Here is a 26791-nt window from a genome sequence, read left to right on the forward strand (position 1 = left end):
AGATGAACCAGATACAAAACGAATTGCCCGTTCTTAATTCCGAGCAGGATCGTCTCGCCCGCCGCGAGCGCAATCTGCGTATCCTCATGCCGACGCTTGCAATCATCATCGCGCTCGGCCTGTGGGAAGGACTGGTGCGCTATTATCAGGTGCCGCATTACCTTATCCCCGCGCCATCCCTCATCGCCGAAACACTCTTCAAGGACGGCCCATCCCTGATGACCTCGATGTGGTTTACGGTGAAACTGACGCTGATCTCGCTTGCCTGCGCTATTGTCGGCGGCGTATTGCTCGGCATGGTATTTGCCCTGTCGCGGCCTGTGGAAATGGCGTTCTTTCCCTTTGCCGTCATCCTGCAGGTGACACCGGTGATCGCGATTGCGCCGCTGATCCTGATCTATGTGCGCGACACTTTTTCAGCGCTGCTGATTTGCGCGTGGATCGTCGCCTTTTTTCCGATCCTGTCGAATACGGTAATCGGCCTGCGCAGCGCCGATCATAATCTGCGCGATCTCTTCAAGCTTTATCGTGCCTCGCCATGGCAGCGCCTGCGCTATCTGCTGGCGCCAAGCGCCCTGCCCTATTTCATGGCGGCGCTTAAAATTGCCGGCGGGTTGTCGCTGATTGGCGCGGTGGTTGCGGAATTCGTGGCCGGTAGCGCCGGACAAAGCACCGGCCTTGCCTCGCGCATTCTCGAATCGAGCTTCCGCAATGAAATCCCGCGCATGTTCGCCGCGCTCTTTCTGGTTTCGTTGCTCGGCATTGTGATCTTTCTGGCCACAAGCAGGCTGTCGCGCCTTGTCCTCGGACGTTGGCACGAAAGCGAGATTCGGCGCGAGCGCTAGAATGTTGCAGGGCGTCGCCATAGCGGGCCTGCCGGGCCGTTACGATATTCGCATCGAAGGCGAACATATTGGCGCGCTTGTGCCTTCGCAGGCAACAGGCGGGGGTTTTATCACCCCACTATTTGCCGATGTGCATGTGCATCTCGACAAGACTTTCACATTTGCGCGCATTGCCGCAAATGGCCCCGCAAAGGTCGAATGCCTGTTTGACGCAATCGAGCTGATGGCAAGCGACCGGCCCAACTGGAACGCCGACGATATACGCGCTCGCGCCACGCGCGGACTGAAAGCCGCCTTTGCGCAAGGGGTCGGGGCGATGCGAAGTCATGTCGACTGGACCACGCCGGATATGCCTGCCGCCTGGCCCGTTCTCAATGAATTGCGTCAGGAATGGAAGGGCCGCATCGATCTCCAGCTTGCAGCGCTTATCCATGGCGATCTGGTGCTGGATGCTGGCGAGGCGATTGCCGCGCGTGTGGCGCGCGATGGCGGTGTCTTGGGCGCTTTCTTCTATCGTAATGCCAATCTGGAAGCCAAAATCGAAGAAATATTCCGCCTCGCGGTCCAGCACGATCTCGATCTCGACTTTCATGTCGATGAAGGTCTGGAACCTGAAGCGGATGGTTTCTCGCTCATTGTTGCTGCTTCCCAAAAGCATGGCATGCAAGGCCGCGTTCTATGCGGCCATGCCTGTTCGCTCTCGCTGCGCACGGAGGATCAGCTCCGGCGCATTCTCGACGCTGCGGCGGCGGCAGGTGTGGCGCTCGTATCCCTGCCGACCACCAATCTCTATCTGCAGGACCGGCTTGGCGGAAAGTCGCCGCGCCTGCGCGGTGTCGCACCGCTGAAAGAAGCGCGGCAAGCAGGCATGAATGTCATGCTCGGCTCCGACAATGTGGGAGATGCCTTCTATCCCTATGGCGATTATGACCCGCTTGGAATTTTGCGCCTTGCGGCTCCTGTCTGCCATATTGAGCCGAATGAGTGGCTCGACAGTATCACCACGCTTCCCACAAGCCTGATCAAAAGCGATCGCATATCTGTTCCACAAAATGGCAGCGCCGCCAGTTTCATATGGCACGATGCCCATGACCTCAACGATCTCATCAGCCGTCCGCAAGCCCGCCGCGTCATCTGGCGCAACGGCATTTCGACGGAAATCAATCGGAGAAACCCATGAATTCTGTTGCCCCGCAACGCATATATGACTGGGCCGCGTTCCGTGCCGAAATCGACGGCATTCGCATCTATGACGACCCCAAGCAGGTCGAACTGCGCTCACGCGATTATTTCTGGTACAGCCCCATCCTCACCGAAGATATTGGCCATTATCTAGGCGATCTGGTCGTCATCCCCAAGGATCAGGACGAGGTGCGCCGTGTTGCGGCAGCGGCTGCAAAGCTGCGCATACCCATTACCGTGCGCGGGGGCGGCACCGGCAATTATGGCCAGTGCGTGCCGCTCGAAGGCGGCATCATTCTCGACATGACCAAAATCGACCGCGTGATTTCCATCGAACCGGGCAAGGTTCGTGTGGAAGGCGGTGCGCGCATTTCGCGTCTTGATGACGCCGTGCGCGAAACCGGCCAGGAACTGCTGATGTATCCGTCCACCCGTCGCATCGCCACCATTGGCGGCTTTTTCTCCGGCGGTTCGGGAGGCATCGGTTCGCTGCGCCATGGCATGTTGCGCGATGACGGCAATGTCTATTCGGTCAAGGTTATGACCGTCGAGGCGGAACCCAAAATCATCGAACTGACAGGCCGCGAAATTCATAAGGTCCAGCACGCCTATGGCACGAATGGCATCATTCTGGAGCTTGAAATCGGGCTGACCAAGGCAACCGACTGGATACATACCGCAGCCTTATTCGATAGTTATGAGGCGACGCTGAAATTCTGCCTCAAGGCGCTCGAAGAAAAGCTCGATTGCTATCTTCTGACCACGGTGGACCGCCGCTTTGCGCGCTTCTACACCAAATTCGGCGCGCTGTTTCCATCCGACAAGGATGCCGTCTTCGCGATGATCGCACCGGAAGAACAGGAGCGTTTCGCAGCGCTTGCAGCCGAATTTTCGGGCAGCGTCTCCTTTGGCATGACGCAGGAGGAATTGCACAAGAATGGCCTTCAGCCTGCCTATGAATGCGGCTGGAACCACACCACCCTTCAGGCGCTCAAGGCCGAAGAAGGCTGGACCTATCTGCAGGTCGCCTATCCCCGCCCCTTCGATCCCACGCTCGTCAAGCGGCAGATGGAACGTTACGGCGACACGCAATATATGCATCATGAAATGGCGCGCCTTGAGGGCGAAGTGCAAATTTTCGGCCTGCCGCTGGTTCGTTTTGAAGATCGCGATACGATGTATCGCCTGATTGATGAGCTTGAACAGATCGATGGCTGCGACATCTATGATCCGCATGCCTATACGATCGAGGATGGCGGCATGAAAGAAATCGACAGCGTGCAGATCGAGTTCAAGAAACTCGCCGATCCATACGGCCTGCTCAATCCGGGCAAGACACGCGGCTGGACCGCCGACATGGCACTTACAGATTAAACAAGGGGAACCTATCCATGAAAAAAGCTCTTATTACAGCACTGGCAGCCCTATCGCTCGGCCTTTCCGCACAGATGGCCCATGCGCTCGACAAGGTAACACTGGGCACCAACTGGCTGGCACAGGCGGGCCACGGCGGCTTTTATCAGGCGCTTGCCGATGGCACTTATGAGAAATACGGCCTCGACGTCACCATCGAAATGGGCGGGCCGCAGGTCAATAACCGCCCGATGCTGGCGGCTGGCCGCCTCGACTTCCTACTCGCAGGCAATCTGCTGCTCTCTTTCAACAATGTCGCCAACAATGTGCCGACAACCGTTGTGGCGGCATTTTATCAGAAAGACCCGCAGGCCCTGATGGCGCATGAAGGCGAGTATAAGGATTTTCAGGACCTCACCAATGCGGAGACGATCCTGATTTCCAAGGACGGACAGTTCTCCTTCTGGCCGTGGCTGGTAAAGGAATTCGGCTTCAAGGACGAGCAGCTTCGCCCCTATGGCTATAGCCTGGCGCAGTTCCTCAATGACAAGAAGGTCGCGCAGCAGGCCTATGCAACCGCCGAGCCGCTTTATGCCGAAAAGGAAGGGGCGAAAGTCACCACCTACCTTCTCGCCGACCATGGCTACAGCACCTATGGCAACACGATTGAAACCCGGCAGGAACTGGTGGAAAACAACCCCGATCTGGTGCAGCGCTTCGTCAGCGCCTCCATCGAGGGCTGGACCAATTTCCTTTATGGCGACCGCAGCAAGGCCTATGAGCGGATTCTCAAGGACAATGCGGATATGAGCACGGAAACGCTGGATGCCGAACTTGCCCGCATCAAGGAACTCCAGCTTATCGACAGCGGCGACACGCTCGAAAAGGGTATCGGCGCCATTGATATGAACCGCGTCAAGGAATTTTACGAACTGGCACGCAATGCCGGCATCGTGAGCGGCGACGAACTCGACATGAACAAGGTCGCAACCGACGCTTTCGTCAATAAGGGCGTCGGCCTCGACATCAAGCAGAAGCTTGGCCAGTAAGAAGCCCTCCACGTTGTGTATGTCGTGAGCGGCGAAGTCGAAAATAGCGACAATGAACTGACCGGCCGGGACAGGGTTCTCGGCCGCAGGCAGCGCATTCTCGACGCCATCCGCACTGCCGCCATCGATGAATTTGCTGAAAAAGGCCTTGTGGGAGCATCCACGCAGGGCATCGCACAGCGCGCCGGACTGACCAAGCCGCAACTGCATTATTATATTTCCAGCAAGGAAGAGCTTTACGAGGATATTATCGTCTTTATCCTCGATGAGTGGGAGCAGATCTTTCTCGGTGCGACCGCTGAACAAGATCCGGCAAAAGTAATCCGGCAATATATCCGGAGAAAACTCGAATACAGCCAGAAAAACCCGAAAGCCTCGCGCCTTTTTACCACCGAAATCGCCAATGGCGCGCCCTATTTGAAGCGTCATTGGGCCAAACATGTCGCCGCCACCCATAATGCGGTCGGGCTGATCCAGTCATGGGTCGATCAAGGCCGCATAAAGCCGGTCGATCCGCTGCTCCTTCAAATGCACATCTGGGCCGTAACGCAGCATTATGCCGATTTTGAAATACAGGTGCGCAGCATGATGGAACTGGCCTCTGAGGAACCACTCGATCTCGAACGCATCGAGAAGGAAGTCAGCACGCTTTTTCTGCGTGCCTGCGGACTGGAGCAGCCTGATTTCATCCGATGAAGGATGAAATGACTTGCCCCGATGAGACGGGCATGCAGACACGCATTCAAGGCTTTATCTGGACCTGCCCTGCCGTTGGCCCTTCATGCCATATTTCGAACAAGATTGCGGTTGCAATTATAACTATAAGTGCGCTAAAGTTGCTGTGCCTGATTAGAGAGTTTCCAGCGTGGCTGCGAAACAGTTTGCATTGAAAATGCATACCAGAACAAAGATTTGAGAAGAAAAACAGGCGATCCTGTTTAGGCGCGGTTCGCCTTGGAAATATTTCCGGGTCACGCATCGGCCAACCTTTAGCGGGGGGCGATGCATCCAGGGACGGGTTCTCGGGGGAGGAACCCGTCCCTGCCTGTCTTTCCGATAAGCGCCTGTTTTTCCAGCAAGAATGTGAAACACCGCCGCAGGGAAATCAGTTAACCGGACTGGTTTCTGTCCGGCTCCGATGCTTTCGGATGATGCAATAAAATGCGGCTCCGGATTGTGTTTAAACCGGAGCCGCTCTGGCGTTTATATGCACTTTACCTGAAACTCGATCAGCGTTTTTCCAGCTACTCTTCAGCAGCAGGTCCCGCCTTCAGGCTTGGCTTGCTTATTCAGCCAGCCATTCCTTGATGCGATCAGGATTGTCTGCGATATATTTGTCGACAGCCTGCTCGTAAGAGGTTTCCTGTGCCTGGAACATCGCCGCTTCCAGCTCGCTGATCGGAATGTTCATCTTGGTAAGCAGTGATGCCACCTTCGGATTGTCTTCCTTGAAGCCCTTGCGTGCAATGGCATCGATATGCTCTGCGCCGCCAAGCGCACCTTCCGGATCATCGATATAGCGCAGCTTGTACTTGCCGAACATCCAGTGCGGGCTCCATGAGGTGGCGACAAACCAGCCGTCCGAACGTGTTGCGCGGTCCACAGTCGTGAGCATGGCCGCTTCACTGGAAATATTGAGCTTGTAATCGAGACCGTATTTTTCGATTGCTTCCTGCGACAGGCGCGTCAGTCCCGCACCCGGATCAATGCCCTGAATTTCGCCTTTGAGCTTTTCGCGCACTTCCGGCTTTTTCAGGTCTTCAATAGAACTGATTTCACTTTCCGGAATATAATCCGGCACGATCCAGCCGAGCTTCGCCCCTTCATAAAGCGGACCGAGGTTTTCAACCTTGTCCTCGATGCGCTTGTAGTAATCCGCATGGGTTTCGGGCAGCCATGCCATCATCATGGCATCAATGTCGCCGCGGCTTACGCCCTGATACAATGGCGCAACGTCGGTTTGAACCAGTTCGACCTTCTGGTCCAGATTATCTTCGATCAGTTTGGCTGCAAGCTTGGTCACGAATTCCGCGTCGGACCATGGGGCCCAGCCGATTTTCACGGTCGTGCTATCCTGCGCATAGGCTGCGCCAGCTGTCATGCTGCCAGCGACAATCGCGGCCAGTCCGAACTTTGTCAGTTTTCCCAACATACCTTCTCCTTTTCTATTTTACGTGTTCCCATTTTCACATTCATGCTTCTTGTTTGCGAAATGGCGAAGCCGATGGCTCATCGGACGCCTTTTTCATGGCGACCAGCCGCTTGAAAAAGCCCATTACGCCGCCAGAATCCCCCTTGCCGAAGCTTTGCGTGATACGATCAAGAATGACGGCCAGAATGACCACTGCCAGCCCGCCTTCAAACCCCTTGCCGACATCAAGACGCTGAATACCCGTAAGAACCGTATTGCCCAGCCCGCCTGCGCCGATCATCGAGGCGATAACCACCATGGAAAGCGACAGCATGATGGTTTGGTTGACGCCAGCCATGATGGAAGGCATCGCATTGGGGAGCTGCACCTTGAACAGCAGCTGCCGCGAAGTGCAGCCAAAGGCCAGCCCCGCCTCAACGAATTCCGCATCGACCTGACGAATGCCCAGATTGGTCAGACGCACCACCGGCGGCATGGCGAAGATCACCGTAGCGATCGTGCCCGGTACGGCACCCAGGCCGAAAAACATTGCTGCCGGAATGAGATAGACGAAAGCCGGCATGGTCTGCATCAGATCGAGAACCGGGCGGATGATCGATGCAACAGTATCGCTGCGCGCCATGGCAATGCCGAGCGGAATGCCTACGATCATCGCCACGATCGTTGATGCCAGCACCAGCGACAGGCTTTCCATCGTACCGATCCACAAATTCATATGGATGACAAGCGCGAGCGCCAGGGCAGTGAAGACTGCAAATTTCCAGCCCACGCGCCACAGCGCCAGCAAAGTGAGAATTGCAGTGCCCGCCAATGGCGGAACAGCAATGAGCGTGTCCTGAATGCCGTCGGTCAGAAAGCCGATCGTTGCCGCGATCATGTCAAGCGCAGGCGTGAAATGGTCAAGGATATAATTGACCGCGACATCGGCCCACCCGCCGATACTAAAATTCAAATCCATGGTTCACCGTCCAGTTCGGATCGAGTTGCCTCTGGCTGGATGAGAGCGGACCCCATTCAAACGGGAACACCCAATCCGCTTCTCAAGTTCTTGTTTTAGAGCGCGTCTCGATCTGGTTGAATCAGATCGCGCTCTAAGCTTTTGTTTAAACGCGCATCTTTTCCGAAAACCGTTTCACACTTTTCGGGATGCGCTCCAACGCATTATCCAAAGGCAGAACCGCTGTGCGATTTGCCGGAAATGCTCCGGACGGTCCTTTGGGACCATCCTTGAATCAATCTGCCGGAAGCGTCCGACAGTGCGCGACAGATCAGCCAGCGCGGCCAAGCGTCTCCAGCAGTGCGGATTTGCTGATGGCCCCCAGATAACGATTATGCTGATCGGTTACGGGCACCGGCCACGGGCTTTCTGCAACACGCATCAAAAGCTCGGAAAGCGGTGCATCGGCCTTTATGGTCGCCGCGCAATCGAGATCATCATCAGCGCCCGCCGCGCTACCGCCATTTGCCAGCGCATCGCGCGTGACGACGCCACGATAAATATGATCGGTATCGACCAGCACCCCGTATGTCTTGCCGCTCGCATCGAGCCGCTCCAGCGCGGAAGCCAGTTGCGCGGGGTCGAAGGCGATCAGTTCGTCCTCACGCGCGACGTCGGCTGCGGTGAAAACGCGCGACACGTTGACGTTGCGGAAGAAGGAACGAACATAATCGTTGGCCGGTGCGGAAACGATCTCGTTGGGCGTCCCGATCTGGACAACCTTGCCATGCTGCATGATGCAGATGCGATCGCCGATACGCATGGCTTCGTCGAGGTCATGACTGACGAAAATGATGGTACGGCTCTTCTTTTCCTGAAGCCGCTTCAGTTCATCCTGCATTTCGGTGCGGATCAGCGGATCAAGTGCCGAAAAAGCTTCGTCCATCAGCAGGATGGTCGGCTCGCTCGCCAATGCGCGCGCCAGACCGACGCGTTGCTTCATGCCGCCTGAAAGCTGATCCGGCATACTGTTGGCGTAAGGCTCCAGCCCTACCGCGGCAAGCGCCTCAAGCGCATTTTCATGCCGCTCGGCCTCACCCATTCCGGCCACTTCAAGCCCGAAAGCAGCATTGTTCAAAACCGTGCGATTGGGAAGCAGCGCAAAAGACTGGAACACCATGCTCATGTCGCGGCGCCGAAGATCAATCAGCTCGCGCTTCGACATTTTCACGATGTCACGGCCATCAATTTCGATGGAACCCGAGGTTGGTTCGATGAGGCGGTTGAGCAGGCGCAACAGCGTTGATTTACCTGAACCGGAGAGGCCCATGATGACGAATACTTCGCCTTCGTAAATATCGAAACTTGCGTTATCTACGCCGATGGTTGCGCCATATTCCGTGTGAATCTGGGCCTTTGATTTACCTGCACGCAATTCCTGCATCGCGCGCTCAGGATCGTCGCCAAAGACTTTAAAAACGCCATTCAAGCTTATTTTCGTCTTAGCTGGCGACTTCATACTATCGTCCTTGTATAAAATACCATGCATTATGTTTAACCCCGCTGTGCCGGCGGACTTAATCTCCTTTTTACTATTAAATATTCTTCATCCTGGCGCAAAATTGACATGCACAACTTGCGGGAAACGAACGTCCCGTGAAGAATGATTGGCGATTTGTAAGCTGAATTTATATAGGTCATTTCTCGACATGTCCACCCACAGCCGCGAATTCTTCTTTATGCACCCGTTCCCTGAATTATTTTTCGATGGGCGCATGACAAAATATAGGGGCCTGACGATCAAGCGGATTGCCGCAAAAACCGGCCAGCCCGACAATGATAGTAGTCCCGTGAAAGCATCCTAAATCGGCGGACTGCGACAAATATGGATTTAGCTGCGACATGCGCTCTTTTTAGTATTATCATAAGAATACCAAATATAATCATATAGAAATTGTCTGGTTATACTTGGTCACTATCCCGCCTGACCAAACGTCATAACAGGCGCGAATCCGCGGTTTCGAGCTGCCCGATGCCGCTGCCCGAGCGGCCATTCTTCAGCGATATGCCATGTAGCCGACGAAGCCGGTTATCCTCCAGCGCCCGCCTTCACTGCGGCAAAAATAAAGTGTCTGCCAGTTCAGACGATCAAAGGATCCATCCGCTTTGGCGATCGTTCCATCGAATTTTTTACGCGCAACAGCGACATTTTCCGTGATGTCGATGGCGCTGAGATTCGTGGCCCTATATATGCCTTGCGCCAGGGATTCGGCATATTGCGTAGCCGCACTTTGCGCCGCCTGCCGCAGCCACTCAGCACGATAGGCACTCAATGTCGCAAAGGCCGCATCCCATTTATCAGGGTCGCGTTCTCCATGCGCATGAATACCCAGAAAGCGCTCCTCGTCGAAATCATCGGCCACACGCGCCCAATCCTGCGCCACGAACGCCTCAATATCGCGCCGCACCAGCATGTCCCAGATCTGCTCGCGATCCTTGTCCCCCTTAAAGGGATTGACGATTTCCTTCATTGGCACCTCCTGCAATCCAGGGCCGAAATCCAGGGCACTCGCGCGCCGCTGCGCATCATAGTGGCAAGCCGCTTTCCGGCTCGAAGAGATAGATATGCTCTGGCCGGGCAGTAACAGGAACCCGCTCCCCCGGTGAAAGATGAACCCGCTCGCGAAACACGACGCGCACCGGTTCGTCAGCGATCCGGCCATAAACATGTGTTTCCGGCCCGGTCGGCTCGACCGCTTCCACCGTCAGCGTCAACCCTTTGCCGTCTCGCGCAATGGTGAAATTTTCCGGCCGAATCCCGGCTTCTACCGGGCGCTGCAAGACCGATGGCGCGGAAACCGCAAGCTCTTCGCCATCCTTGCTGCGAAACAATTTGCCGCCAAAAAGCGTGCCGGAGATAAAGCTGATCGAAGGTGAGCCGATAAAGCCTGCCACAAATTTGTTTGCGGGCCGGTCATAAAGCTCAAGCGGCGCGCCAATCTGCTGAATTTTTCCCTGATTCATGACCACTATACGATCCGCCATGGTCATGGCCTCGATCTGGTCATGGGTCACATAGATGACGGTCGTTTTGAGCTGGCGGTGCAGCGCCTTTATCTCGGTGCGCATCTGGACGCGCAATTGCGCATCCAGATTGGAGAGCGGCTCATCGAACAAGAACACCGATGGCTCGCGCACGATAGCGCGGCCCATGGCGACACGCTGACGCTGACCGCCCGAAAGCTGGCGGGGGTAGCGATCGAGATAGGAATGCAGATTGAGAATGGACGCCGCCTTCTCCACCTTCGCTGCCGTGGTGGCGGCATCCTCACCGCGAATACGCGGCCCGAAACCGATATTTTCGCGTGTCGTCATATGGGGAAACAGCGCATAGGACTGGAACACCATCGCAATATTGCGTTTTTGCGGCGGCTGCTCATTTGCCCGTTCACCGCCGATAATCAGATCGCCAGCGGAAATCGTTTCCAGTCCGGCCACCATGCGAAGTAGCGTCGATTTTCCACAACCCGACGGCCCGACCAGCACGAGGAATTCGCCGCTTTTAACGTCGAGATCGATCCCATCGAGAACATTGAGCTGTCCATAGGTCTTGGTCAGTCCGCGAAGGGAAACGTCTTTCATTGCTTCAGTTTCCTCCGAGAATGTCGTCTATGAACGGACGGCATCCGGCCGTCAGCCCCGCATCGACGGGCAGCACCGCGCCCGTTATGCCGGAGGCGCGCGCCGATGCGAGAAAGGCCACCGCTTCGGCGACCTCATCGACATTGACGATGCGCCCCATCGGATAAAGCCGTCTGAGCTTGTCCAATATGCCGGGATCGCGGGCGATGCGATGATCCCATGCAGCCGTATGAATAGACCCCGGACAAACGACATTGGCGCGCAGGCCATTCCGGCCATATTCCACAGCCAGAGCGCGTGCAAATGCATTGATCCCCGCCTTGGCTGCGGCATAAGCAGGATTGCCGAAATGCAAAACTGCGTTCACAGAGGAGACAAACACGAAAACGCCGCTTCCCCGCGCGGCCATCGCACGCGCAAGCAGCGTGGAAAATCCCGCAACCCCTGTCAGATTGAGATCGATTTCCGCGCCGATCTTGTCCTGATCCAGCCCGTCAAATGATTCCGCGCGCGTCCAGCCGGCATTATTGATGACAATATCGGGAACCCCGTCGGCGTCGATAATTTCGCTCACTGCAGCATCAATAGCCGCGCGATTGCCAAGATCGAAAGCATGGCGCCTGTGAAAACCGGCCTCTGACATCGTATCAATGGCGATGTCGCAGCCGATGATCCGCGCGCCGCGCGATCCGAACAGCCGCACAAGGGCTGTACCAAGACCACCGCCTGCACCGGTGATCAGGACGGCTTTTCCGGCAAATTCGCCTGACTGCTCCACACTGTTCCCCTATATCCGACGCTTGTCGCGCCTGTCTTGTTCAAGTCCAGTTCCGTGAGCCTAGAAGTGATAATGCGGGTTTGCAATAATCGTTTTTGCTTGAAAGCAGATGAATTGCCGATAATGTAGGAAAATAATACTAAAAATAATGACTTCGCATAGACAAGTCCAATAAGGGAACGAGACAATGTCAATCAATAAATGGAAAGCCGGCCTTCTGGCCGGATTAGGCATTCTGATGCTTGGCTCGACTGCACAGGCGGGCGAAGTACGCATGACGGTCGCTGAGTACAGCTCCAAGACCGGTCCCTATTTCGAAGAGGTCAAGAAGGCTTTTGAAGCCGCCAATCCCGGCATTACCCTTAATTTCGAGATCGTCCCCTGGGATGTGCTTCTGCAAAAACTGACCACCGATATTTCGGCAGGCACCAATGCCGATCTTTCCATCATCGGCACGCGCTGGCTGATCGACTTCGTGCAGCAGGACATTGCCGAGCCGCTCGACAGCTATATGGACGACGAATTCAAGGGCCGCTTTATCGAGACTTTCCTGTCGCCGTCAGTGCTGGAAGGCAAGACCTACGGCCTGCCTATCGCAGCTTCTGCGCGCGCGATGTATTACAATAAAGACCTGTTCGAAAAGGCGGGTATCGAAAATCCGCCCGCGACATGGGATGAACTCAAGGCCGGTGCGGAGAAAATTAAGGCGCTGGGCGCCGAGAATTACGGCTTCGGCCTGCAGGGCAAGGAAATCGAGACCGACGTCTATTATTACTATGCCATGTGGTCTTACGGGACTGAAATCCTCAACGAGGATGGCACGTCGGGCCTGAGCACACCGGGCGCACTGGACGCCGCCAAGCTTTATAAATCCATGATCGACGAAGGACTGACCCAGCCCGGCGTCACCTCCTATGCCCGTGAAGATGTGCAGAACCTCTTCAAGCAGGGCAAGATCGGCATGATGATCACGGCACCTTTCCTGTCCAACCAGATCAAGGAAGAAGCGCCTGATCTCAAATATGGCGTTGCCGCTATTCCCGCCGGTCCCACCGGCGCGCGCGGCACCTATGGCGTGACTGATTCCGTCATCATGTTCCAGAATTCAAAGAACAAGGACGAAGCCTGGAAAGTGCTCGACTTCCTGTTCCAGACCGATTGGCGCGCCAAGTTCACGCAGGGCGAAGGCTTCCTTCCTGTGAACAAGGAAGAAGCGAAGATGGATTATTATGTCAATAATGCCGATCTTGCAGCCTTCACCGCACTTCTGCCCGATGCGCGCTTTGCGCCGGTGATCCCCGGCTGGGAAGAGATTGCCGACATTACGTCCAATGCGATGCAGAGCATCTATCTTGGACAGGGAGAACCCGAAACCATCCTGAAGGACGCCGCAGCCAAGGCGGATGCAATCCTCAAGAAATAACCTCCCCTCGCCCGGCATCATTGCATAATGGTGCCGGGCTTATTCCAAGGGAGCCGATTGTCGATGCAAAATCGCAGCCTGCCCTATTTGCTGATTCTGCCGAGCCTGCTGCTGGCAGCGGTGGTGATCTTCTGGCCGGTGGTCAACCTGTTTGAAATCGCAACCCACGATGTAAACCGCTTCGGACAATTGCGCGATTACAATGGGGGAGCGAATTTTTCGGCCTTGATGGCCTCACCGGATTTCATCAATGCATTGTCGCGAACCGCCTTCTGGACGATAGCCGTGGTGGGCGGCGCGATGCTCGTCTCGATTCCGGTTGCGATCATTCTGAATATGGATTTTTACGGGCGCTCATTGGCGCGCGTCATCATCATGCTGCCATGGGCCGTCTCGCTCACCATGACGGCGATTGTCTGGCGCTGGGCGCTCAATGGCGAAAGCGGCATGCTCAATTCGGCTCTGCGCAATCTGGGCATCATCGACACCAATATCCAATGGCTGGCAAGTGCCGCCACCGCCTTTCCCATGCAGATTCTCGTCGGAATTCTGGTGACGGTGCCTTTTACGACCACGATCTTCCTGGGCGGGCTTTCATCCATTCCTGACGATCTGTACGAAGCATCATCGCTTGAAGGCGCCAATCCGTGGCAGCAATTTCGCGAGATCACCCTGCCGCTGCTCAAACCTTTCGTGAACATCGCAATCGTGCTCAACACAATCTATGTGTTCAATTCCTTCCCCATCATCTGGGTAATGACGCAGGGAGGACCGGCAAACTCCACCGACATTCTGGTGACGCATCTTTACAAACTGGCGTTCCGGCTCGGAAAGCTCGGCGAAGCTTCCGCCGTGTCGCTCATCATGCTGGCGATATTGCTGGTTTTTACCGCGATCTATATCCGGCTTTCGATGCGGAGTGAAAACGCATGACCCGCTCAAAGATCAAACGCACCGTTCTGGCCTGGATCATTCTTGCACCCCTCATCGTGCTGACACTGTTTCCCTTCGCGGTGATGTTCTTGACGGCGGTCAAGCCGCCGCAGGAAGTTTTGTCGCCCCATTGGTGGCCCAGCACCTTTCGCTGGCGGAATTTTTCGGAAATGTGGGTGCAGACCGGGTTCGGTACGGCATTGCTGAACTCATTATATGTTTCCGTAATCGCCTCCGCCGGTGCAATCATCGTCTCCATTCCTGCCGCCTATGCCATGTCGCGGTTTCACTTTGCAGGACAGGGCGCGTTCCGGCAATTTCTGCTCGTCTCGCAAATGATTTCGCCCATCGTTCTGGTGCTTGGGCTGTTTCGCCTGCTCGCCGCCTATGGGCTTATCGAAAGTGTGTCGGCGGTCGGCGCGGTCTATATGGCCTTCAATATCGCCTTCACGGTCTGGATGCTGCAAAGCTATTTCGACACCATACCACGCGATCTGGAGGAAGCCTCATGGATGGAGGGCGCGGGACGCGGCAAGACGCTGGTGAAAGTCTTCCTGCCGCTTTGCCTGCCGGCAATCGCGGTGACGGCGATTTTCACCTTCATCAATGCGTGGAATGAATTCGTGGTCGCGCTCACCATGCTGCGCCGTCAGGAAAGCTATACGCTGCCCATTCAGGTCTTTTCTCTGGTGGCGGGGCGCTACACGGTCGAATGGCACTATGTCATGGCCGCGACCCTCGTCGCCACGCTTCCCGTCGCGATCCTGTTCATCTGGCTACAGCGCTATCTCATCAAGGGACTTGCGCTCGGAGCCGTCAAATGACCCATGGCAGGGCAAAAATGAAAAGCGCGGGTTTCCCCGCGCTTTTCTTTATCAGTAAGTAAGCAATGTCGAAATAATCGGCACGTAAGTCACCAGCCCCAGCAGCAGGAACAGTGCTGCATACATACTCACGGCCTGTTTCGTGAAGTCGCCAACGGTCACCTTGGCGATATTGCAAACCATCAGCATCACCGTGCCAACGGGCGGCGTCAACGTGCCGATGGAAAGGTTCACGATCACGACGATACCAAAATGCACCGGGTCGATGCCAAGCGCATGAACAGTCGGCATGAGCAGCGGCACCAGAACGATCATCAGCGCGGTGCCCTCGATCAGAGCGCCCAGCAGTAGCAGGATCACGTTCACAGCCAGCAGGAATGCATAAGGATTGTCGGTGAAGGACGAGATAAACTGCATCAGCGCCACACCAGCCTGCTCAAGCGAGAACACCCAGGCAAGCGCCGACGACGCCATGATGACAAGCATGACGGAGGCAGTCGATTTCGCGGTTTCAATCAGCGAATCCACCACATGCGACACGCGCATCTCGCGATAGATCACAAAACCGATGATCAGCACCAGCGTAACCGCAACCGCACCCGCTTCCGTGGGTGTGAAGATGTTCATGCGGATACCGCCAAGGATGGCAAACAGCAACACCACGGCAGGCCATGCGGAAGCCAGCGTCGACGCGACTTCCTTGCCTGACATCCGGTGCTCGCGGCTCGGCTTGTAGCCACGCTTCACGGAAGTCAGATAGGCAGCGAACATCAGGATTGCCGCACCCAGAATACCCGGAACAATACCGGCCATGAACATCTTGCCGATGGAAACGTCAGCAATCAGGCCATAAATGATAAGCGCGATACCGGGCGGAATGATCGGCGTGATCAGCGAACCGGCAGCGGTGACGGCGCAGGAAAACGCCTTGTCATAACCGCGCTTGACCATTTCCGGCACCATCATGCGGGTGAGCATGGCGCTGTCGGCGAGATTGGAAGCACTCACACCACCCATCAGGGTGGAAACCATGATATTGGTGAGCGCCATGCCGCCGCGCATGCGACCGACGAGAATGTCGGCCACCTTGATCAGACGTTCGGCAATTCCCGTATGGGACATGACCGTGCCGAGCATGATGAAGAACGGAATTGCCAATAGGGACGTGTTCTGCGCCGGGCTGATGAAGCGCTGCACGGCAATCGCGATCGGCATCGGATTGAAGAAGAGGAAATAGGTAAAGACGGCGATCAGAATGCCGACATAAAGGCGCATGTTGAGCGCGATCAGCGCCAGCATGATGAGAACGATGGTGGTCAGGCTCATGCCTTGTCTCCCGCAAAAGCGGCGCGCAAGGTCTTGAAAGCGCCGGAGAACATATAAAGGGCTATGATGACGAAGCCGACAGGCACAGCGATGTCGATCCAGAAATAGGAGACTCGCAATACGCTGGTCACCTTGAACTGTGCCCCTATCGCGAGCTTATAACCGGCATAGGAGACATAAAGCAGGAAGAGACCGGAGGCGAAGCCGACGACTGCGTTGATTATATCGCGAAGCTTTTCAGGGAAAGCATCAACAAGCATCGGAATATGCAGGTGCTGTTGGTCGCGTTCCGCCGCGACGCTGCCAAGCATCACGATCCAGATCATCAGCAGACCGGCGATTTCTTCCGTCCATTGCAAAGGCTGATGCATCCAGTAGCGCATGACGACCGCCACATTGAACAAAGCAAGCAGGATAAAAAGCGGGGCCGCTGCCAGCCAGTCGATAAGTTTTTCAAAAAGTTTCATCGGATCAAATTCCATGAAGATGCCATGCCGCGGGCCAGCCGCGACATGGCAATATCCGAATTGGGATTGAATCAGTTCAGTTCGGTCTGGATCTGTTCATAGAGACCTGGAGACCATTCCGGGAACTGGGTGTAGACCTTTTCCGCAAGCGCCTTGAAGGGAGCGCGGTCGACTTCGATGATCTCGACGCCCGCTTCCTTCATCTTTTCGATCATTTCATTGTCTTTTTCGATCGTCAGCTTCTGGCTGTAAAGGCCCGCATCATAAGCGGATTCGTGGATCATCTTCTGCTGCTCTTCCGGCAGCGTCGAGAAGAAGGCCTCACCACCAATGATGAGAGCGACATTGGTCAGATAGCCGACCTTGCTCAGATATTTGGCTTCTTCCTGGAACTTCTGGCCGTAAAGAACCGAGATCGGGTTTTCGACGCCATCGATCACGCCCTGCGCCAGCGCCGGAAAGGTTTCGCCAAGCGGCATCGGGGTCGGCGTTGCGCCCATGGCTTCAAAGGTCTTGATCTGCATGACGTTGTTCGGCACGCGAATCTTCATGCCCTTGAGATCGTCAGGGGTGCGGATCGGCTTCTTCGCGATGATATGACGAATACCGTAGAGGTAGTTCGGCATGACGACACGAATGCCTTTCGCCTTGAGTTCTTCCGACTTCTGCTTGAACCACTCGCCGTCATAGGCCTTGAAAAGGTCTGCCGGATTGTCGCTCAGGAACGGACCGTAAAGGACGCCGAGATCGGGGTCATATTCGGCAAGGAAGCCGACATCGGAAATGGTGACGACATTGAGGCCCATCATGGCCTGTTCCGTCACGTCTTTCTTGGAGCCGAGCTGCGAGCTTGGATAGAGTTCGAGCGTGATCTCTCCGTTGGAGCGCTTCGCCAGATCGTCTTTCCAATAATGCATGACTTCATCGAAAGGCTCGCCGGGATTGTTTTCATAGGCGACCTTGATCGTCACATTGGCCGCCAGGGCAGCCATGCTTCCGGCCAGCAACATGCCTGCCGCAATCATACCGGTAACAAGTTTTTTCATTGCTATTCCCTCCCTTCAGGGTTCTGGTGGCCCTACGGCCGGTTATGTGGAGGCTTTATGCATTTCCTTCCCTGCATAAGCCCCCATTTATCACGCTCGCTCGATCACGATTTTCAGAACGTTTCGGTCGCCGTCCCAGAATGGGAGCGCCGATTCGGCCTCCTCAAACGGGAAAACGCGTGAAATCAGTCCATCGGCATCCGCACCAAGCTTTTCGAGATGCTGGATCACCGCCTCGAAATCACCCAGCGTCGCATTGCGCGAGCCCATGATGTCGAGTTCCTTGAGATTGAAGAATTGAGTCTGGTAGGTAACCGGCGCTTTCGAATAGCCGACATAGACGACGCGACCGGCAAAGCCGGCCATATCCACCGCCTGCGTGAACGTGATCGGCAGGCCGACCGCTTCAAAGGCCACGTCTACGCCATCACCATTGGTCAGCTTCTCAACCTGCGCCACCGCATCCTCACCGCCCGCCAGTGCATGGCTTGCGCCGAATTTCAGCGCCAGCTCACGCTTTTCGGCGCTTGGATCAATGGCAATAACCTTCGCACCGCGTGCGACGGCGCCAAGCAGCACACCCATGCCGATCATGCCGCAGCCAAGCACCGCAACGACATCGCCTGCTGCAACCCGCCCGCGCTCGACCGCATGAAAGCCGACGGAAAGCGGCTCGACCAGCGCCAGATGACGCGGGGGCAGGCTTTCGTTCAGAATAAGCTTTTCGGCGGGCAGCACGATCTGCTCGGCCAATCCGCCATTCTGCTGTACGCCAAGCGTCTTGTTATAGCGACATGCGTTCAGCCGGCCTTTGCGGCAAGAGGTGCAGGTGCCGCAATTGGTGTAAGGCATCACGATGACGCGCTTGCCCTTCGCATAGGCCGCGCTCACGCCCTCGCCCGCCTCGATGATTTCGCCGCCGATTTCATGGCCGGGAATACGCGGCAGTTCGACCAGCGGATTAAGCCCCTTGAATGTGTTCAGATCGCTGCCGCACAGCCCGACATGCCGCACGGCCACACGAACATGGCCCGGCAAAAGCGGGGCTTCGTCGACCTCGGCGAAGCGGGTAATATTTTCGCTCTCGATGCGCAGAGCCTTGACCATCGAATATTTCCTGTCGGTTGTCATACTGTCTTGGTAAATCAGGTTACGGCGCCTACCTGCCAGGGTACGAATTCATTATCGCCGTAGTCGTAAATCTCGCTCAGGGTCTTCTCCTCGCCCGATGCGACCGCAATGATATGCTCGAAAATACGCGTTCCCGCCTCTTCGATGGTTTCCTCGCCCTTGACGATGCCGCCGCAATTGAGGTCCATATCTTCCTTCATGTGCTCGTACATTTCGGAATTGGTGGCGATCTTGATGCACGGCGCAGGCTTGAAGCCCGACACAGAACCGCGCCCGGTGGTAAAGCAAATGACATTGCAGCCGCCCGCCACCTGACCAGTCACTGCGACGGGGTCATATCCGGGCGTATCCATGAAGACAAAGCCCTGCTCCGTGACGGTTTCGGCAAATTCATAGACCGCCTTGAGCGGCATGGAGCCGCCCTTGGCGACTGCGCCAAGCGACTTTTCCAGAATGGTGGTGAGGCCGCCCAACTTGTTTCCATGCGAGGGGTTGTTGTTCAACTCATCGCCATTACGCGCTGTGTAATCGCGCCACCAGTCGATGCGCTGCAACAGCTTTTCGGCGACCGCAGGCGTCACCGCGCGCCGCGTCAAAAGATGCTCCGCGCCGTAGATTTCAGGCGTTTCGGACAAAACCGTCGTGCCGCCATTGCGCACGATCAGATCGGAGGCATAGCCCAGTGCCGGATTGGCGGAAATACCGGAATAGCCGTCCGAGCCGCCGCATTCGAGCGCCACCTTGAGCTTTGACAGCGGCTGCGGCGTCCGCTTGGCCGCGTTGACCAATGGCAGCATTTCCTTGATCTGTTCGATCGCCGCATCGATGGTCTTGCGGGTGCCGCCATGCTGCTGGATGGTCATAGTGCGCAGACGATCACCTTCTTCCATGCGATAATGCTCAAGAATCGGCGCGATCTGATTGGTTTCGCAACCAAGTCCGATCATCAGGATACCGCCGAAATTCGGATGTTTGGCATAGCCCTGGATGGTGCGGATCAGCAGGCGATAGCCTTCCGATTTGGTGTTGAGCGCGCAGCCCGTACCGTGCGTCAATGCCACCACGCCATCGATATTATCAAAGCCGTCCAGACCGCCCATGCGATTGAAATAGTCGGCAATGTAACGCGACACGGTGGCCGAGCAGTTCACCGAAGCGATGATGCCGATATAGTTGCGCGTTCCCACGCCACCAAAACCGCGATCATAGCCCATGAACTGACGTCGCTCGGCTTCAGGCAGCATGCCACGCTCTTCGATGTCGATGGAAAACTGATGCTTGTGCTCGGAAGGCAGCATGGCGAGATTGTGGAGATGCACATGCTCGCCCTGGGCAATGTCCTGCGTAGCCACGCCAATGACCTGGCCATATTTGAGCACTTCCTTGCCCTTTGCCACCGGATGCCGCGCAACCTTGTGGCCACGCCCGATAAGGTCGCGCGCAATCACATCGTCAAGACCAATCGGATCGCCGGCGCGTACCGAGACGCGCGCAACCGCCACATCATCCGATGGGTGCAAAAGGATTACGGGCGCTACCGTCGACAGGGCCTTGTCATTCATTTTCCGACCTCATTCTCAAATTCATATCGCCAGCCTCTGCGCGCGTCGGCTCGCTTTCCATCCAGCGCTGCTTCGAGGCTTCCAGATGCGTTCGCATCGCCGCCTGCGCCAGAAGCGGATCCCGCGCTTCCAGTGCGGCATAGATTTTCTCGTGTTCGGCCAGAGCCTGCACCCATGTGTCGACTGTCTCAAAGCGCGTTCTAAGCTGCGCCGTAAGCGGGCTGTGCCGCTCATCGAAAAGATCGCGCACAATGCGCGTCATGACCGAATTACCCGACTGCTCGGCAATGATCATATGGAATTGCCGATCCTGCTCGATTGCCTTGCGGCCCGCCGCGATCTGTCCTGCCATTACGTCCAGATTGGCGCGCAGGCGAGCCAGCGCTTCCGACGTTATACAGCTGCAAGCCATGACGATGGCGCTGCCTTCAATGAGCGCGCGCGCCTGCGTAATTTCCAGTGCGCTTTCTCCAATCGAACTGTTCGTACCAGCCGATCTGTTTTCAGGCTCGACAGATACGTAAACACCGGAGCCCATGCGGATTTCAACATTTCCGGCAATTTCGAGCGCGATCAGCGCCTCACGCAGCGAGGGGCGGGATACGCCAAGCTGATACGCAAGTTCGCGCTCCGCCGGAAGCCTGCTGCCGACGGGAAATTGCCCGTCCCGGATCAGCAGCCTGACCTGGTCGGCAATCTGTTGATAAAGCCTCCGTGGCTCAACCGAGCCATTATGATCACTCATCGTCACTCCCAAAACTGGCCTTACCATATTTTGAACTGACACAAAGTGCAATATTTATTAACTTATTGATTTATATAAACTCTCCATAAAATTACACTTTTGTCGCACCGCTATTTTAGCGATAATAATCGACTGGCTTGACCAATTTTACAGGCTGGATTAGCTATTCCTAGAATTTTCAAGGGAGATAAAATGAGCGACCAGCCATCGATTCTGCAATTTGGCACCAGTCGTTTTCTGCTGGGTCACGCGGATTTTTTCATTTCGGAAGCATTGGCGGAGGGGAATGCAATCGGCACCGTCGCCATCGTGCAGACAACTGCTAATCCCGATAGCGCGCGCCGTATCGCCGCGCTCAACAGCGGGGAAGGCTATCCCGTCATCATCCGCGGCCTCTCGGGCGGCAAGCCGGTCGATACGCAATATCAGGCAAAAAGCGTCACCGCAGCCTATTCGGCGCATCGCGACTGGGAGAAAATCCGCAGCCTTGCCGCTAATGTGAAGGTCATTCTCTCCAACACCGCCGACAAGGGTTATGAACTTGATGAAAGCGATGACCGCACACTGATTTCAACTCCGGAACGCCTGCCGAAAAGCTTTCCGGCCAAGCTTCTCGTCCTGCTGCACCATCGCTGGCAGGTCAATGCCGATGCACCTTTATCGATCTTCCCGTGCGAGCTCATCTCCCATAATGGCGACAAGCTGCGCAGCATTCTGCTAGGAATGGCGCAGGACTGGGATTTGCCGGAGGCTTTCACGCAATGGATCAAGGACAAGTGCATTTTTGCCAATAGTCTGGTTGATCGCATCGTATCCGAGCCGATCGATCCTGTCGGCGCAATCGCGGAGCCTTATGCGCTTTGGGCTATCGAACAGGCCGAGGGCCTGACCTTGCCCTGCAAACATGCCGACATCGTCGTAACCCACGATCTTGCCCGTTTCGAGCGCCTGAAACTCTATCTTCTCAACCTCGGCCACACTTATATTGCCGAGCAATGGCTGAAAAACGCGCGTCCCAAGGACGAAATCGTGCTCGACGCCATGCAGGATCCAACCATCCGCGACGAGCTTGAAGCGGTCTGGAACGATGAAGTGATTCCGGTCTTCGCTGCTGATGGACTTGAAGCGGAAGCGAAAGATTATCTGGTTTCCGTGCGTGAACGCTTTCTTAATCCGTTCCTCAAGCACCGGATTTCCGATATTGCCTCCAATCACGAGGAAAAAAAGCAGCGCCGCTTTGCACCGATTATCGCTCGCGCAAAAGAGCTTGGTCTCAATCTGGAACAGCGCCGACTCAATCAGGCGCTCAGCAGCAGCTGATAGCTGAAAAAGACGCAGCCGCGGCTTGTCCGCCTGTCATGATTGCAAAAAATTGCGGCAGCTTCCCATTCCGGGAAGCTGCCGCCTTTATAATACAGTCAATAAAGCTTCAAATATTTTACCGATATGCCCCGATAATTACGCTGGAGCGACCGGAACATGCGTTACGATCTGGTTATCCAATAGGCCCCTTGCTGATTGAGAGAATTCAGGAAGGAGCATTGCAGCCTGAAAACCCTCGGCTGCGAGGTGCTTATTATAAACAAATAATCAGCAAAATGGAAATATGCGTTGAAACAATTTCTTGTAAAATTCTCAAGTAAAATCCATCATAGTCTAATTCTGTATTAGTAACTGGCAATTTTATATTAGGTTAAATTTGGGATTTACCCAATTTAATCATGGCAATTTATTGTGGAGACGCGCATTGGCCTTCCATCCTCACATCGCAGAAAAGCGGTGCCACGCGACAGATTACCGATAGCGCATTAGGCATGACTAATATTGCTGCGGCCAATGCCGAAGAACGATGTCAATAGCGGCCAAAGTCGTACTGCATTTGCTGGCATTTTCGATTTCTCTTCTGTAATCTGGTTTATGGAGATCTGCCTCAAAGCAGAGGGAAACGCGCCTATAACGGGCATTCAGGGAGGACCTATGCGTAAATTGATTCTGGCTCTTACATCCGTCGCCGCACTGGCCATGGCAGGCGCTGCTTCAGCGGAAGATTATAAAATACTGGCTCCGGCAGCCCCGGGCGGCGGCTGGGACCAGACCGCGCGCACGATGCAAAGCGTGCTTCAGGACGAGAAGATTTCCGGCAGCGTACAGGTCATCAATGTACCCGGCGCAGGCGGCACGATCGGCCTTGCGCAATTCGTCAATCAGAACAAGGGCGACCCAAGCCAGCTGATCGTCGGCGGTTATGTGATGGTCGGCGCGATCCTCACCAACAATTCCCCGATCACGCTCGATGCCATCACGCCCATCGCGCGGCTAACGGGCGAATATGAAGCCATCGTGGTTCCCGCTTCTTCCGACATCCAGAATCTGGGCGATCTGGTTGAAAAGCTCAAGGCTGATCCCGGCGCGGTTTCCTGGGGCGGCGGATCGGCTGGCGGCACGGATCACATCACCGCCGGTCTGTTTGCAAAGGCTGTGGGCGTTGATCCGACCAAGGTCAATTATATCGCCTTTTCAGGTGGCGGCGAAGCGCTCGCCGCAATTCTCGGCAATCAGGTGACGGTCGGCATTTCCGGTTATGGCGAGTTCGAGCCGCAGGTGAAGGCCGGGACGCTGCGCGTCATCGGCATTTCCAGCGACGAACCGGTGGAAGGCATTGACGCGCCGACCTTCAAGGAAAGCGGCGTGGACGTCTCCATCCAGAACTGGCGCATGGTTGGCGCGGCTCCCGACATCACGGCCGAGCAGCAGGCAGCCATCAATGCCGATATTGAGAAAATGGTAAAATCCGACGCCTGGCAGAAGAACCTTAAAGACAAGGGCTGGGCCGACACCTATCTCGCAGGCGACGCCTTCAAGGAGCAACTCGCCAAGGATATTCAGTCGACAGAAGCCATCCTCAAGGAAATCGGCCTCGTTAAATGACAGGATCTGAACAGCAGAGACAGCGCCGTCCCGATGGGGCGGCGCAGCAGCACGTCAAACCGGATTATGCCGCTCTCGTCATAGCATTCGTTCTGGCGGCCATCGCCATCGCAATCGCCTGGGCGACTGCCTATGGAAATGCCATCCTGTCCTATTCTCCGGTCGGCCCCAAAACCGTGCCCTATATTATCGCAGCCGGGCTTTTCGGGCTGGCAATATGGACGGTAATCGAGGCGCTTCGCGGTGATTTTCCAGAACGCGAGCAGCAGGAAATCGCCCCCATGGCGTGGATCATCGGTGGTCTGGCGCTTCAGATGCTGACGATGAAATCCATCGGCTTTTCATTATCGACCGGCTTGCTTTTTGCAGCAACGGCACGAGGCTTCGGCTACCGCAAATTCTGGATCAGCCTGCCGGTCGGCATCATTTTCGCTTTCGCGCTCTGGGTGGTTTTTGCACGCGGCCTGCAATTATCGCTACCGGCGGGCTGGCTCGAACAATTCGTATAAAAGCGGGAGAGCGTCATGGATACTTTAAGCCTTCTCGCGCAGGGCCTTTTGGTGGCTTTGGAGCCCAGCAATCTTCTTTACGCACTTATTGGCGTCACGCTGGGAACCGCCGTGGGCGTTCTTCCGGGTATCGGCCCCGCGCTGACGGTCGCCCTGCTGCTTCCCGTTACCTATAAGCTCGATCCGTCCGGCTCGCTGATCATGTTTGCGGGTATTTATTACGGCGGCATGTATGGCGGCTCGACAACATCGATCCTGCTCAATACGCCCGGTGAAAGCGCATCCATCGTCACCGCGCTGGAAGGCAACAAAATGGCGCGTGCGGGGCGCGGCGGACCGGCGCTTGCCACCGCCGCCATCGGCTCCTTCATTGCCGGTCTGCTGGCCACGCTTGCGCTGGCCTTCGTTGCGCCATGGGTGGTGAAATTCGCGCTCTCTTTTGGCCCTTCGGAATATTTCGCGCTGATGCTTCTCGCCTTCATGACTGTTTCAGCGGCATTTGGCGATTCCACATTGAGGGGCCTGACAGCGCTCTTCATCGGCCTGGCGCTTGGCTTGATCGGGATCGATCAGTTGACCGGTCAGGCACGCCTCGTCATGGGCACGCCCAATCTTCTCGATGGCATCAACGTCACCACACTCGCTGTTGCGCTGTTTGCAATTGGCGAGACGCTGGCGGTCGTGGCCAAAAAATTAAGCCCCGATGACGAGGTCATCGCAGTCAAGGGCTCGGTCTGGATGACCAGAGAGGACTGGAAACGTTCCTTGATGCCATGGCTGCGCGGCACCGCCATCGGGTTTCCTATCGGGGCAATGCCCGCAGGCGGCGCAGACGTATCGAGCTTCCTGTCCTATTCGACGGAGCGCCAGTTTTCCAAACATCCCGAAGAATTCGGCAAAGGCGCGATTGAAGGCGTAGCGGGACCGGAAGCCGCCAATAATGCATCCGCGGCAGGCACTCTCGTGCCGCTTCTCACGCTCGGCCTGCCGACAACGGCGACCGCCGCGATCATGCTGGCCGGTTTCCAGCAATTCGGCCTTCAGCCGGGGCCGCTCCTGTTCATAACCAATGCACCGCTCGTCTGGGGACTGGTTGCCAGCCTTCTCGTCGCCAATCTGATGCTTCTGGTGCTCAACCTGCCGATGATCGGCATGTGGGTCAAAATGCTGACCATCCCGCGGCATTGGCTTTATGCGGGTATTCTTGTTTTCGCCACGCTCGGCACGATCGGCGCCAATGCCTCGACTTCGATGCTGTTTGGCTTGCCGGTCTCGTTCGAACTGGGATTGCTTCTGGCTTTCGGCCTGCTGGGCTATGTGCTGCGTCGTTTTTCCTACCCGATCGCGCCGGTCGTCGTGGGGCTGATCCTTGGACCAATGGCTGAGAAGAGTCTTCGGCAGGCCCTGCAGATCAGCCAGGGAAATCCGCTCACTCTGGTCAGTTCGTGGGTGTCGGTAACGCTGATCGCATTGGCAATTGCAGCGGTCGTGGTACCGATGATTTTGCGCCAGCGCGGCAAGGGTGCTCTGCTTGCGCAAATGGCATCCGATGAAGACTGAATAAGACACCAGATGACAAAAGAGACCGGAACATCTTAATCATGTTCCGGTCTCATCATATATAAGCCGATGATTTTACGGTCTTTCATCAGCCGTAATGCTATTTTGCAAAATGCCTCACCGCGTGAGGCTCATTCATGAATCTTGCGAAATTCAGCCACATCGATGCCAAGCGTCTGAAGATCGCGCTTGCGCGGCTGATGCCCTACGCGCAAAGCGGCAGCGGCCTGAACGGCGCTGTTGAACTGCGCAAAAGCATGACCAAAACGATTATTGAAACGGGCGAACATTGTTTTCTCCATCGCGGACATTCCTGCATCCGCACCCTCCATATGGGTATTGGCTGCGAATTCCGGTAGAGCAGCCAGCACATGACAGCCATGCATATGATGCATGCCG

The 26791-nt window shown here is 55.9% G+C and carries 25 protein-coding genes; 12 read left to right on the forward strand and 13 right to left on the reverse strand.

Annotation, left to right across the window (positions count from 1 at the left end):
• Positions 1–2 precede the first annotated feature (2 nt).
• From DKP76_RS06765 to DKP76_RS06785, 5 genes are read left to right on the forward strand one after another with little or no spacing between them, the layout of a single operon-like run.
• Entirely contained in the window at positions 3–845 is an 843-nt protein-coding gene (locus DKP76_RS06765; protein WP_199224764.1) for an ABC transporter permease, read from the forward strand.
• Between the two features lies 1 nt (position 846).
• Positions 847–2025 (forward strand): amidohydrolase family protein, encoded by a 1179-nt coding sequence (locus tag DKP76_RS06770; protein ID WP_109705661.1) that lies wholly within the window; start codon positions 847–849, stop codon positions 2023–2025.
• Positions 2022–3401, forward strand: coding sequence for an FAD-binding oxidoreductase (locus DKP76_RS06775; protein ID WP_109705662.1), 1380 nt, complete (start codon positions 2022–2024; stop codon positions 3399–3401). The genes DKP76_RS06770 and DKP76_RS06775 overlap by 4 nt, the downstream gene beginning before the upstream one ends.
• Before the next feature lie 17 nt (positions 3402–3418).
• On the forward strand, positions 3419–4429 hold the full coding sequence (locus DKP76_RS06780) for an ABC transporter substrate-binding protein (RefSeq protein WP_109705663.1): 1011 nt from the start codon (positions 3419–3421) through the stop codon (positions 4427–4429).
• A 24-nt stretch (positions 4430–4453) separates the two neighbouring features.
• The gene (locus tag DKP76_RS06785; RefSeq protein WP_109705885.1) at positions 4454–5125 is read left to right on the forward strand and encodes a TetR family transcriptional regulator C-terminal domain-containing protein; all 672 of its coding nucleotides are present in this window, start codon (positions 4454–4456) and stop codon (positions 5123–5125) included.
• 589 nt (positions 5126–5714) lie between these two features.
• Here DKP76_RS06785 and DKP76_RS06790 read toward each other — a convergent pair.
• From DKP76_RS06790 to DKP76_RS06820, 6 genes are all read right to left on the reverse strand, one after another.
• Entirely contained in the window at positions 5715–6581 is an 867-nt protein-coding gene (locus DKP76_RS06790) for a glycine betaine ABC transporter substrate-binding protein (RefSeq protein ID WP_109705664.1), read from the reverse strand.
• A 40-nt stretch (positions 6582–6621) separates the two neighbouring features.
• Entirely contained in the window at positions 6622–7539 is a 918-nt protein-coding gene (locus DKP76_RS06795) for an ABC transporter permease (protein ID WP_109705665.1), read from the reverse strand.
• A gap of 310 nt (positions 7540–7849) precedes the next feature.
• Complete coding sequence (gene proV / locus DKP76_RS06800) at positions 7850–9037, reverse strand: glycine betaine/L-proline ABC transporter ATP-binding protein ProV (protein ID WP_109705886.1); 1188 nt, start codon at positions 9035–9037, stop codon at positions 7850–7852.
• Positions 9038–9575: 538 nt separating this feature from the next.
• Positions 9576–10049, reverse strand: coding sequence for a hypothetical protein (locus DKP76_RS06810; protein WP_109705667.1), 474 nt, complete (start codon positions 10047–10049; stop codon positions 9576–9578).
• Positions 10050–10104: 55 nt separating this feature from the next.
• On the reverse strand, positions 10105–11160 hold the full coding sequence (locus DKP76_RS06815; RefSeq protein ID WP_109705668.1) for an ABC transporter ATP-binding protein: 1056 nt from the start codon (positions 11158–11160) through the stop codon (positions 10105–10107).
• A gap of 4 nt (positions 11161–11164) precedes the next feature.
• On the reverse strand, positions 11165–11938 hold the full coding sequence (locus DKP76_RS06820; RefSeq protein WP_109705669.1) for an SDR family NAD(P)-dependent oxidoreductase: 774 nt from the start codon (positions 11936–11938) through the stop codon (positions 11165–11167).
• 187 nt (positions 11939–12125) lie between these two features.
• Here DKP76_RS06820 and DKP76_RS06825 point away from each other — a divergent pair, with 187 nt between their 5' ends.
• From DKP76_RS06825 to DKP76_RS06835, 3 genes are all read left to right on the forward strand, one after another.
• On the forward strand, positions 12126–13361 hold the full coding sequence (locus tag DKP76_RS06825; protein WP_109705670.1) for an ABC transporter substrate-binding protein: 1236 nt from the start codon (positions 12126–12128) through the stop codon (positions 13359–13361).
• A 63-nt stretch (positions 13362–13424) separates the two neighbouring features.
• Complete coding sequence (locus DKP76_RS06830; protein WP_109705671.1) at positions 13425–14294, forward strand: carbohydrate ABC transporter permease; 870 nt, start codon at positions 13425–13427, stop codon at positions 14292–14294.
• On the forward strand, positions 14291–15118 hold the full coding sequence (locus DKP76_RS06835) for a carbohydrate ABC transporter permease (protein ID WP_109705672.1): 828 nt from the start codon (positions 14291–14293) through the stop codon (positions 15116–15118). The genes DKP76_RS06830 and DKP76_RS06835 overlap by 4 nt, the downstream gene beginning before the upstream one ends.
• A 51-nt stretch (positions 15119–15169) precedes the next feature.
• Here the strand turns inward: DKP76_RS06835 and DKP76_RS06840 are convergent, their stop codons facing one another.
• From DKP76_RS06840 to DKP76_RS06865, 6 genes are all read right to left on the reverse strand, one after another.
• The gene (locus DKP76_RS06840; protein WP_109705673.1) at positions 15170–16444 is read right to left on the reverse strand and encodes a TRAP transporter large permease; all 1275 of its coding nucleotides are present in this window, start codon (positions 16442–16444) and stop codon (positions 15170–15172) included.
• Positions 16441–16911: a TRAP transporter small permease gene (locus DKP76_RS06845; RefSeq protein WP_109705887.1), complete on the reverse strand. Its 471-nt coding sequence runs from the start codon at positions 16909–16911 to the stop codon at positions 16441–16443. The genes DKP76_RS06840 and DKP76_RS06845 overlap by 4 nt, the downstream gene beginning before the upstream one ends.
• A gap of 71 nt (positions 16912–16982) precedes the next feature.
• Entirely contained in the window at positions 16983–17957 is a 975-nt protein-coding gene (locus DKP76_RS06850) for a C4-dicarboxylate TRAP transporter substrate-binding protein (RefSeq protein ID WP_109705674.1), read from the reverse strand.
• A gap of 90 nt (positions 17958–18047) precedes the next feature.
• On the reverse strand, positions 18048–19064 hold the full coding sequence (locus DKP76_RS06855; RefSeq protein WP_109705675.1) for a zinc-binding alcohol dehydrogenase family protein: 1017 nt from the start codon (positions 19062–19064) through the stop codon (positions 18048–18050).
• A 38-nt stretch (positions 19065–19102) separates the two neighbouring features.
• Positions 19103–20650 (reverse strand): UxaA family hydrolase, encoded by a 1548-nt coding sequence (locus DKP76_RS06860; RefSeq protein ID WP_109705676.1) that lies wholly within the window; start codon positions 20648–20650, stop codon positions 19103–19105.
• Entirely contained in the window at positions 20643–21395 is a 753-nt protein-coding gene (locus tag DKP76_RS06865; protein ID WP_109705677.1) for a FadR/GntR family transcriptional regulator, read from the reverse strand. Before DKP76_RS06865 ends, DKP76_RS06860 begins: the two co-directional genes overlap by 8 nt.
• Positions 21396–21587: 192 nt before the next feature.
• Between DKP76_RS06865 and DKP76_RS06870 the strand changes: the two genes are divergently transcribed.
• The 4 genes from DKP76_RS06870 to DKP76_RS06885 all read left to right on the forward strand — a co-directional run bounded on the left by DKP76_RS06870 (position 21588) and on the right by DKP76_RS06885 (position 26392).
• A complete protein-coding gene (locus DKP76_RS06870; protein ID WP_109705678.1) occupies positions 21588–22715 on the forward strand; it encodes a mannitol dehydrogenase family protein in 1128 nt (375 codons plus the stop codon).
• A gap of 657 nt (positions 22716–23372) precedes the next feature.
• Entirely contained in the window at positions 23373–24323 is a 951-nt protein-coding gene (locus DKP76_RS06875; RefSeq protein WP_109705679.1) for a Bug family tripartite tricarboxylate transporter substrate binding protein, read from the forward strand.
• Entirely contained in the window at positions 24320–24832 is a 513-nt protein-coding gene (locus DKP76_RS06880) for a tripartite tricarboxylate transporter TctB family protein (RefSeq protein ID WP_109705680.1), read from the forward strand. Before DKP76_RS06875 ends, DKP76_RS06880 begins: the two co-directional genes overlap by 4 nt.
• A gap of 15 nt (positions 24833–24847) precedes the next feature.
• Positions 24848–26392 (forward strand): tripartite tricarboxylate transporter permease, encoded by a 1545-nt coding sequence (locus DKP76_RS06885; protein ID WP_109705681.1) that lies wholly within the window; start codon positions 24848–24850, stop codon positions 26390–26392.
• A 131-nt stretch (positions 26393–26523) separates the two neighbouring features.
• Here DKP76_RS06885 and DKP76_RS06890 read toward each other — a convergent pair whose 3' ends face one another.
• Complete coding sequence (locus DKP76_RS06890) at positions 26524–26787, reverse strand: hypothetical protein (RefSeq protein ID WP_109705682.1); 264 nt, start codon at positions 26785–26787, stop codon at positions 26524–26526.
• Positions 26788–26791: the final 4 nt, after the last annotated feature.

This window comes from Falsochrobactrum shanghaiense (assembly GCF_003149535.1).
Taxonomy (GTDB): domain Bacteria; phylum Pseudomonadota; class Alphaproteobacteria; order Rhizobiales; family Rhizobiaceae; genus Brucella; species Brucella shanghaiense.

Coding starts and splice junctions, on each gene's coding strand:
- DKP76_RS06765 (WP_199224764.1), top strand. CDS start 3: ATGAACCAGATACAAAACGAATTGCCCGTTCTTAATTCCGAGCAGGAT.
- DKP76_RS06770 (WP_109705661.1), top strand. CDS start 847: ATGTTGCAGGGCGTCGCCATAGCGGGCCTGCCGGGCCGTTACGATATT.
- DKP76_RS06775 (WP_109705662.1), top strand. CDS start 2,022: ATGAATTCTGTTGCCCCGCAACGCATATATGACTGGGCCGCGTTCCGT.
- DKP76_RS06780 (WP_109705663.1), top strand. CDS start 3,419: ATGAAAAAAGCTCTTATTACAGCACTGGCAGCCCTATCGCTCGGCCTT.
- DKP76_RS06790 (WP_109705664.1), bottom strand. CDS start 6,581: ATGTTGGGAAAACTGACAAAGTTCGGACTGGCCGCGATTGTCGCTGGC.
- DKP76_RS06795 (WP_109705665.1), bottom strand. CDS start 7,539: ATGGATTTGAATTTTAGTATCGGCGGGTGGGCCGATGTCGCGGTCAAT.
- proV (WP_109705886.1), bottom strand. CDS start 9,037: ATGAAGTCGCCAGCTAAGACGAAAATAAGCTTGAATGGCGTTTTTAAA.
- DKP76_RS06810 (WP_109705667.1), bottom strand. CDS start 10,049: ATGAAGGAAATCGTCAATCCCTTTAAGGGGGACAAGGATCGCGAGCAG.
- DKP76_RS06815 (WP_109705668.1), bottom strand. CDS start 11,160: ATGAAAGACGTTTCCCTTCGCGGACTGACCAAGACCTATGGACAGCTC.
- DKP76_RS06825 (WP_109705670.1), top strand. CDS start 12,126: ATGTCAATCAATAAATGGAAAGCCGGCCTTCTGGCCGGATTAGGCATT.
- DKP76_RS06830 (WP_109705671.1), top strand. CDS start 13,425: ATGCAAAATCGCAGCCTGCCCTATTTGCTGATTCTGCCGAGCCTGCTG.
- DKP76_RS06835 (WP_109705672.1), top strand. CDS start 14,291: ATGACCCGCTCAAAGATCAAACGCACCGTTCTGGCCTGGATCATTCTT.
- DKP76_RS06840 (WP_109705673.1), bottom strand. CDS start 16,444: ATGAGCCTGACCACCATCGTTCTCATCATGCTGGCGCTGATCGCGCTC.
- DKP76_RS06845 (WP_109705887.1), bottom strand. CDS start 16,911: ATGAAACTTTTTGAAAAACTTATCGACTGGCTGGCAGCGGCCCCGCTT.
- DKP76_RS06850 (WP_109705674.1), bottom strand. CDS start 17,957: ATGAAAAAACTTGTTACCGGTATGATTGCGGCAGGCATGTTGCTGGCC.
- DKP76_RS06855 (WP_109705675.1), bottom strand. CDS start 19,064: ATGGTCAAGGCTCTGCGCATCGAGAGCGAAAATATTACCCGCTTCGCC.
- DKP76_RS06860 (WP_109705676.1), bottom strand. CDS start 20,650: ATGAATGACAAGGCCCTGTCGACGGTAGCGCCCGTAATCCTTTTGCAC.
- DKP76_RS06865 (WP_109705677.1), bottom strand. CDS start 21,395: ATGAGTGATCATAATGGCTCGGTTGAGCCACGGAGGCTTTATCAACAG.
- DKP76_RS06870 (WP_109705678.1), top strand. CDS start 21,588: ATGAGCGACCAGCCATCGATTCTGCAATTTGGCACCAGTCGTTTTCTG.
- DKP76_RS06875 (WP_109705679.1), top strand. CDS start 23,373: ATGCGTAAATTGATTCTGGCTCTTACATCCGTCGCCGCACTGGCCATG.
- DKP76_RS06880 (WP_109705680.1), top strand. CDS start 24,320: ATGACAGGATCTGAACAGCAGAGACAGCGCCGTCCCGATGGGGCGGCG.
- DKP76_RS06885 (WP_109705681.1), top strand. CDS start 24,848: ATGGATACTTTAAGCCTTCTCGCGCAGGGCCTTTTGGTGGCTTTGGAG.
- DKP76_RS06890 (WP_109705682.1), bottom strand. CDS start 26,787: ATGCATCATATGCATGGCTGTCATGTGCTGGCTGCTCTACCGGAATTC.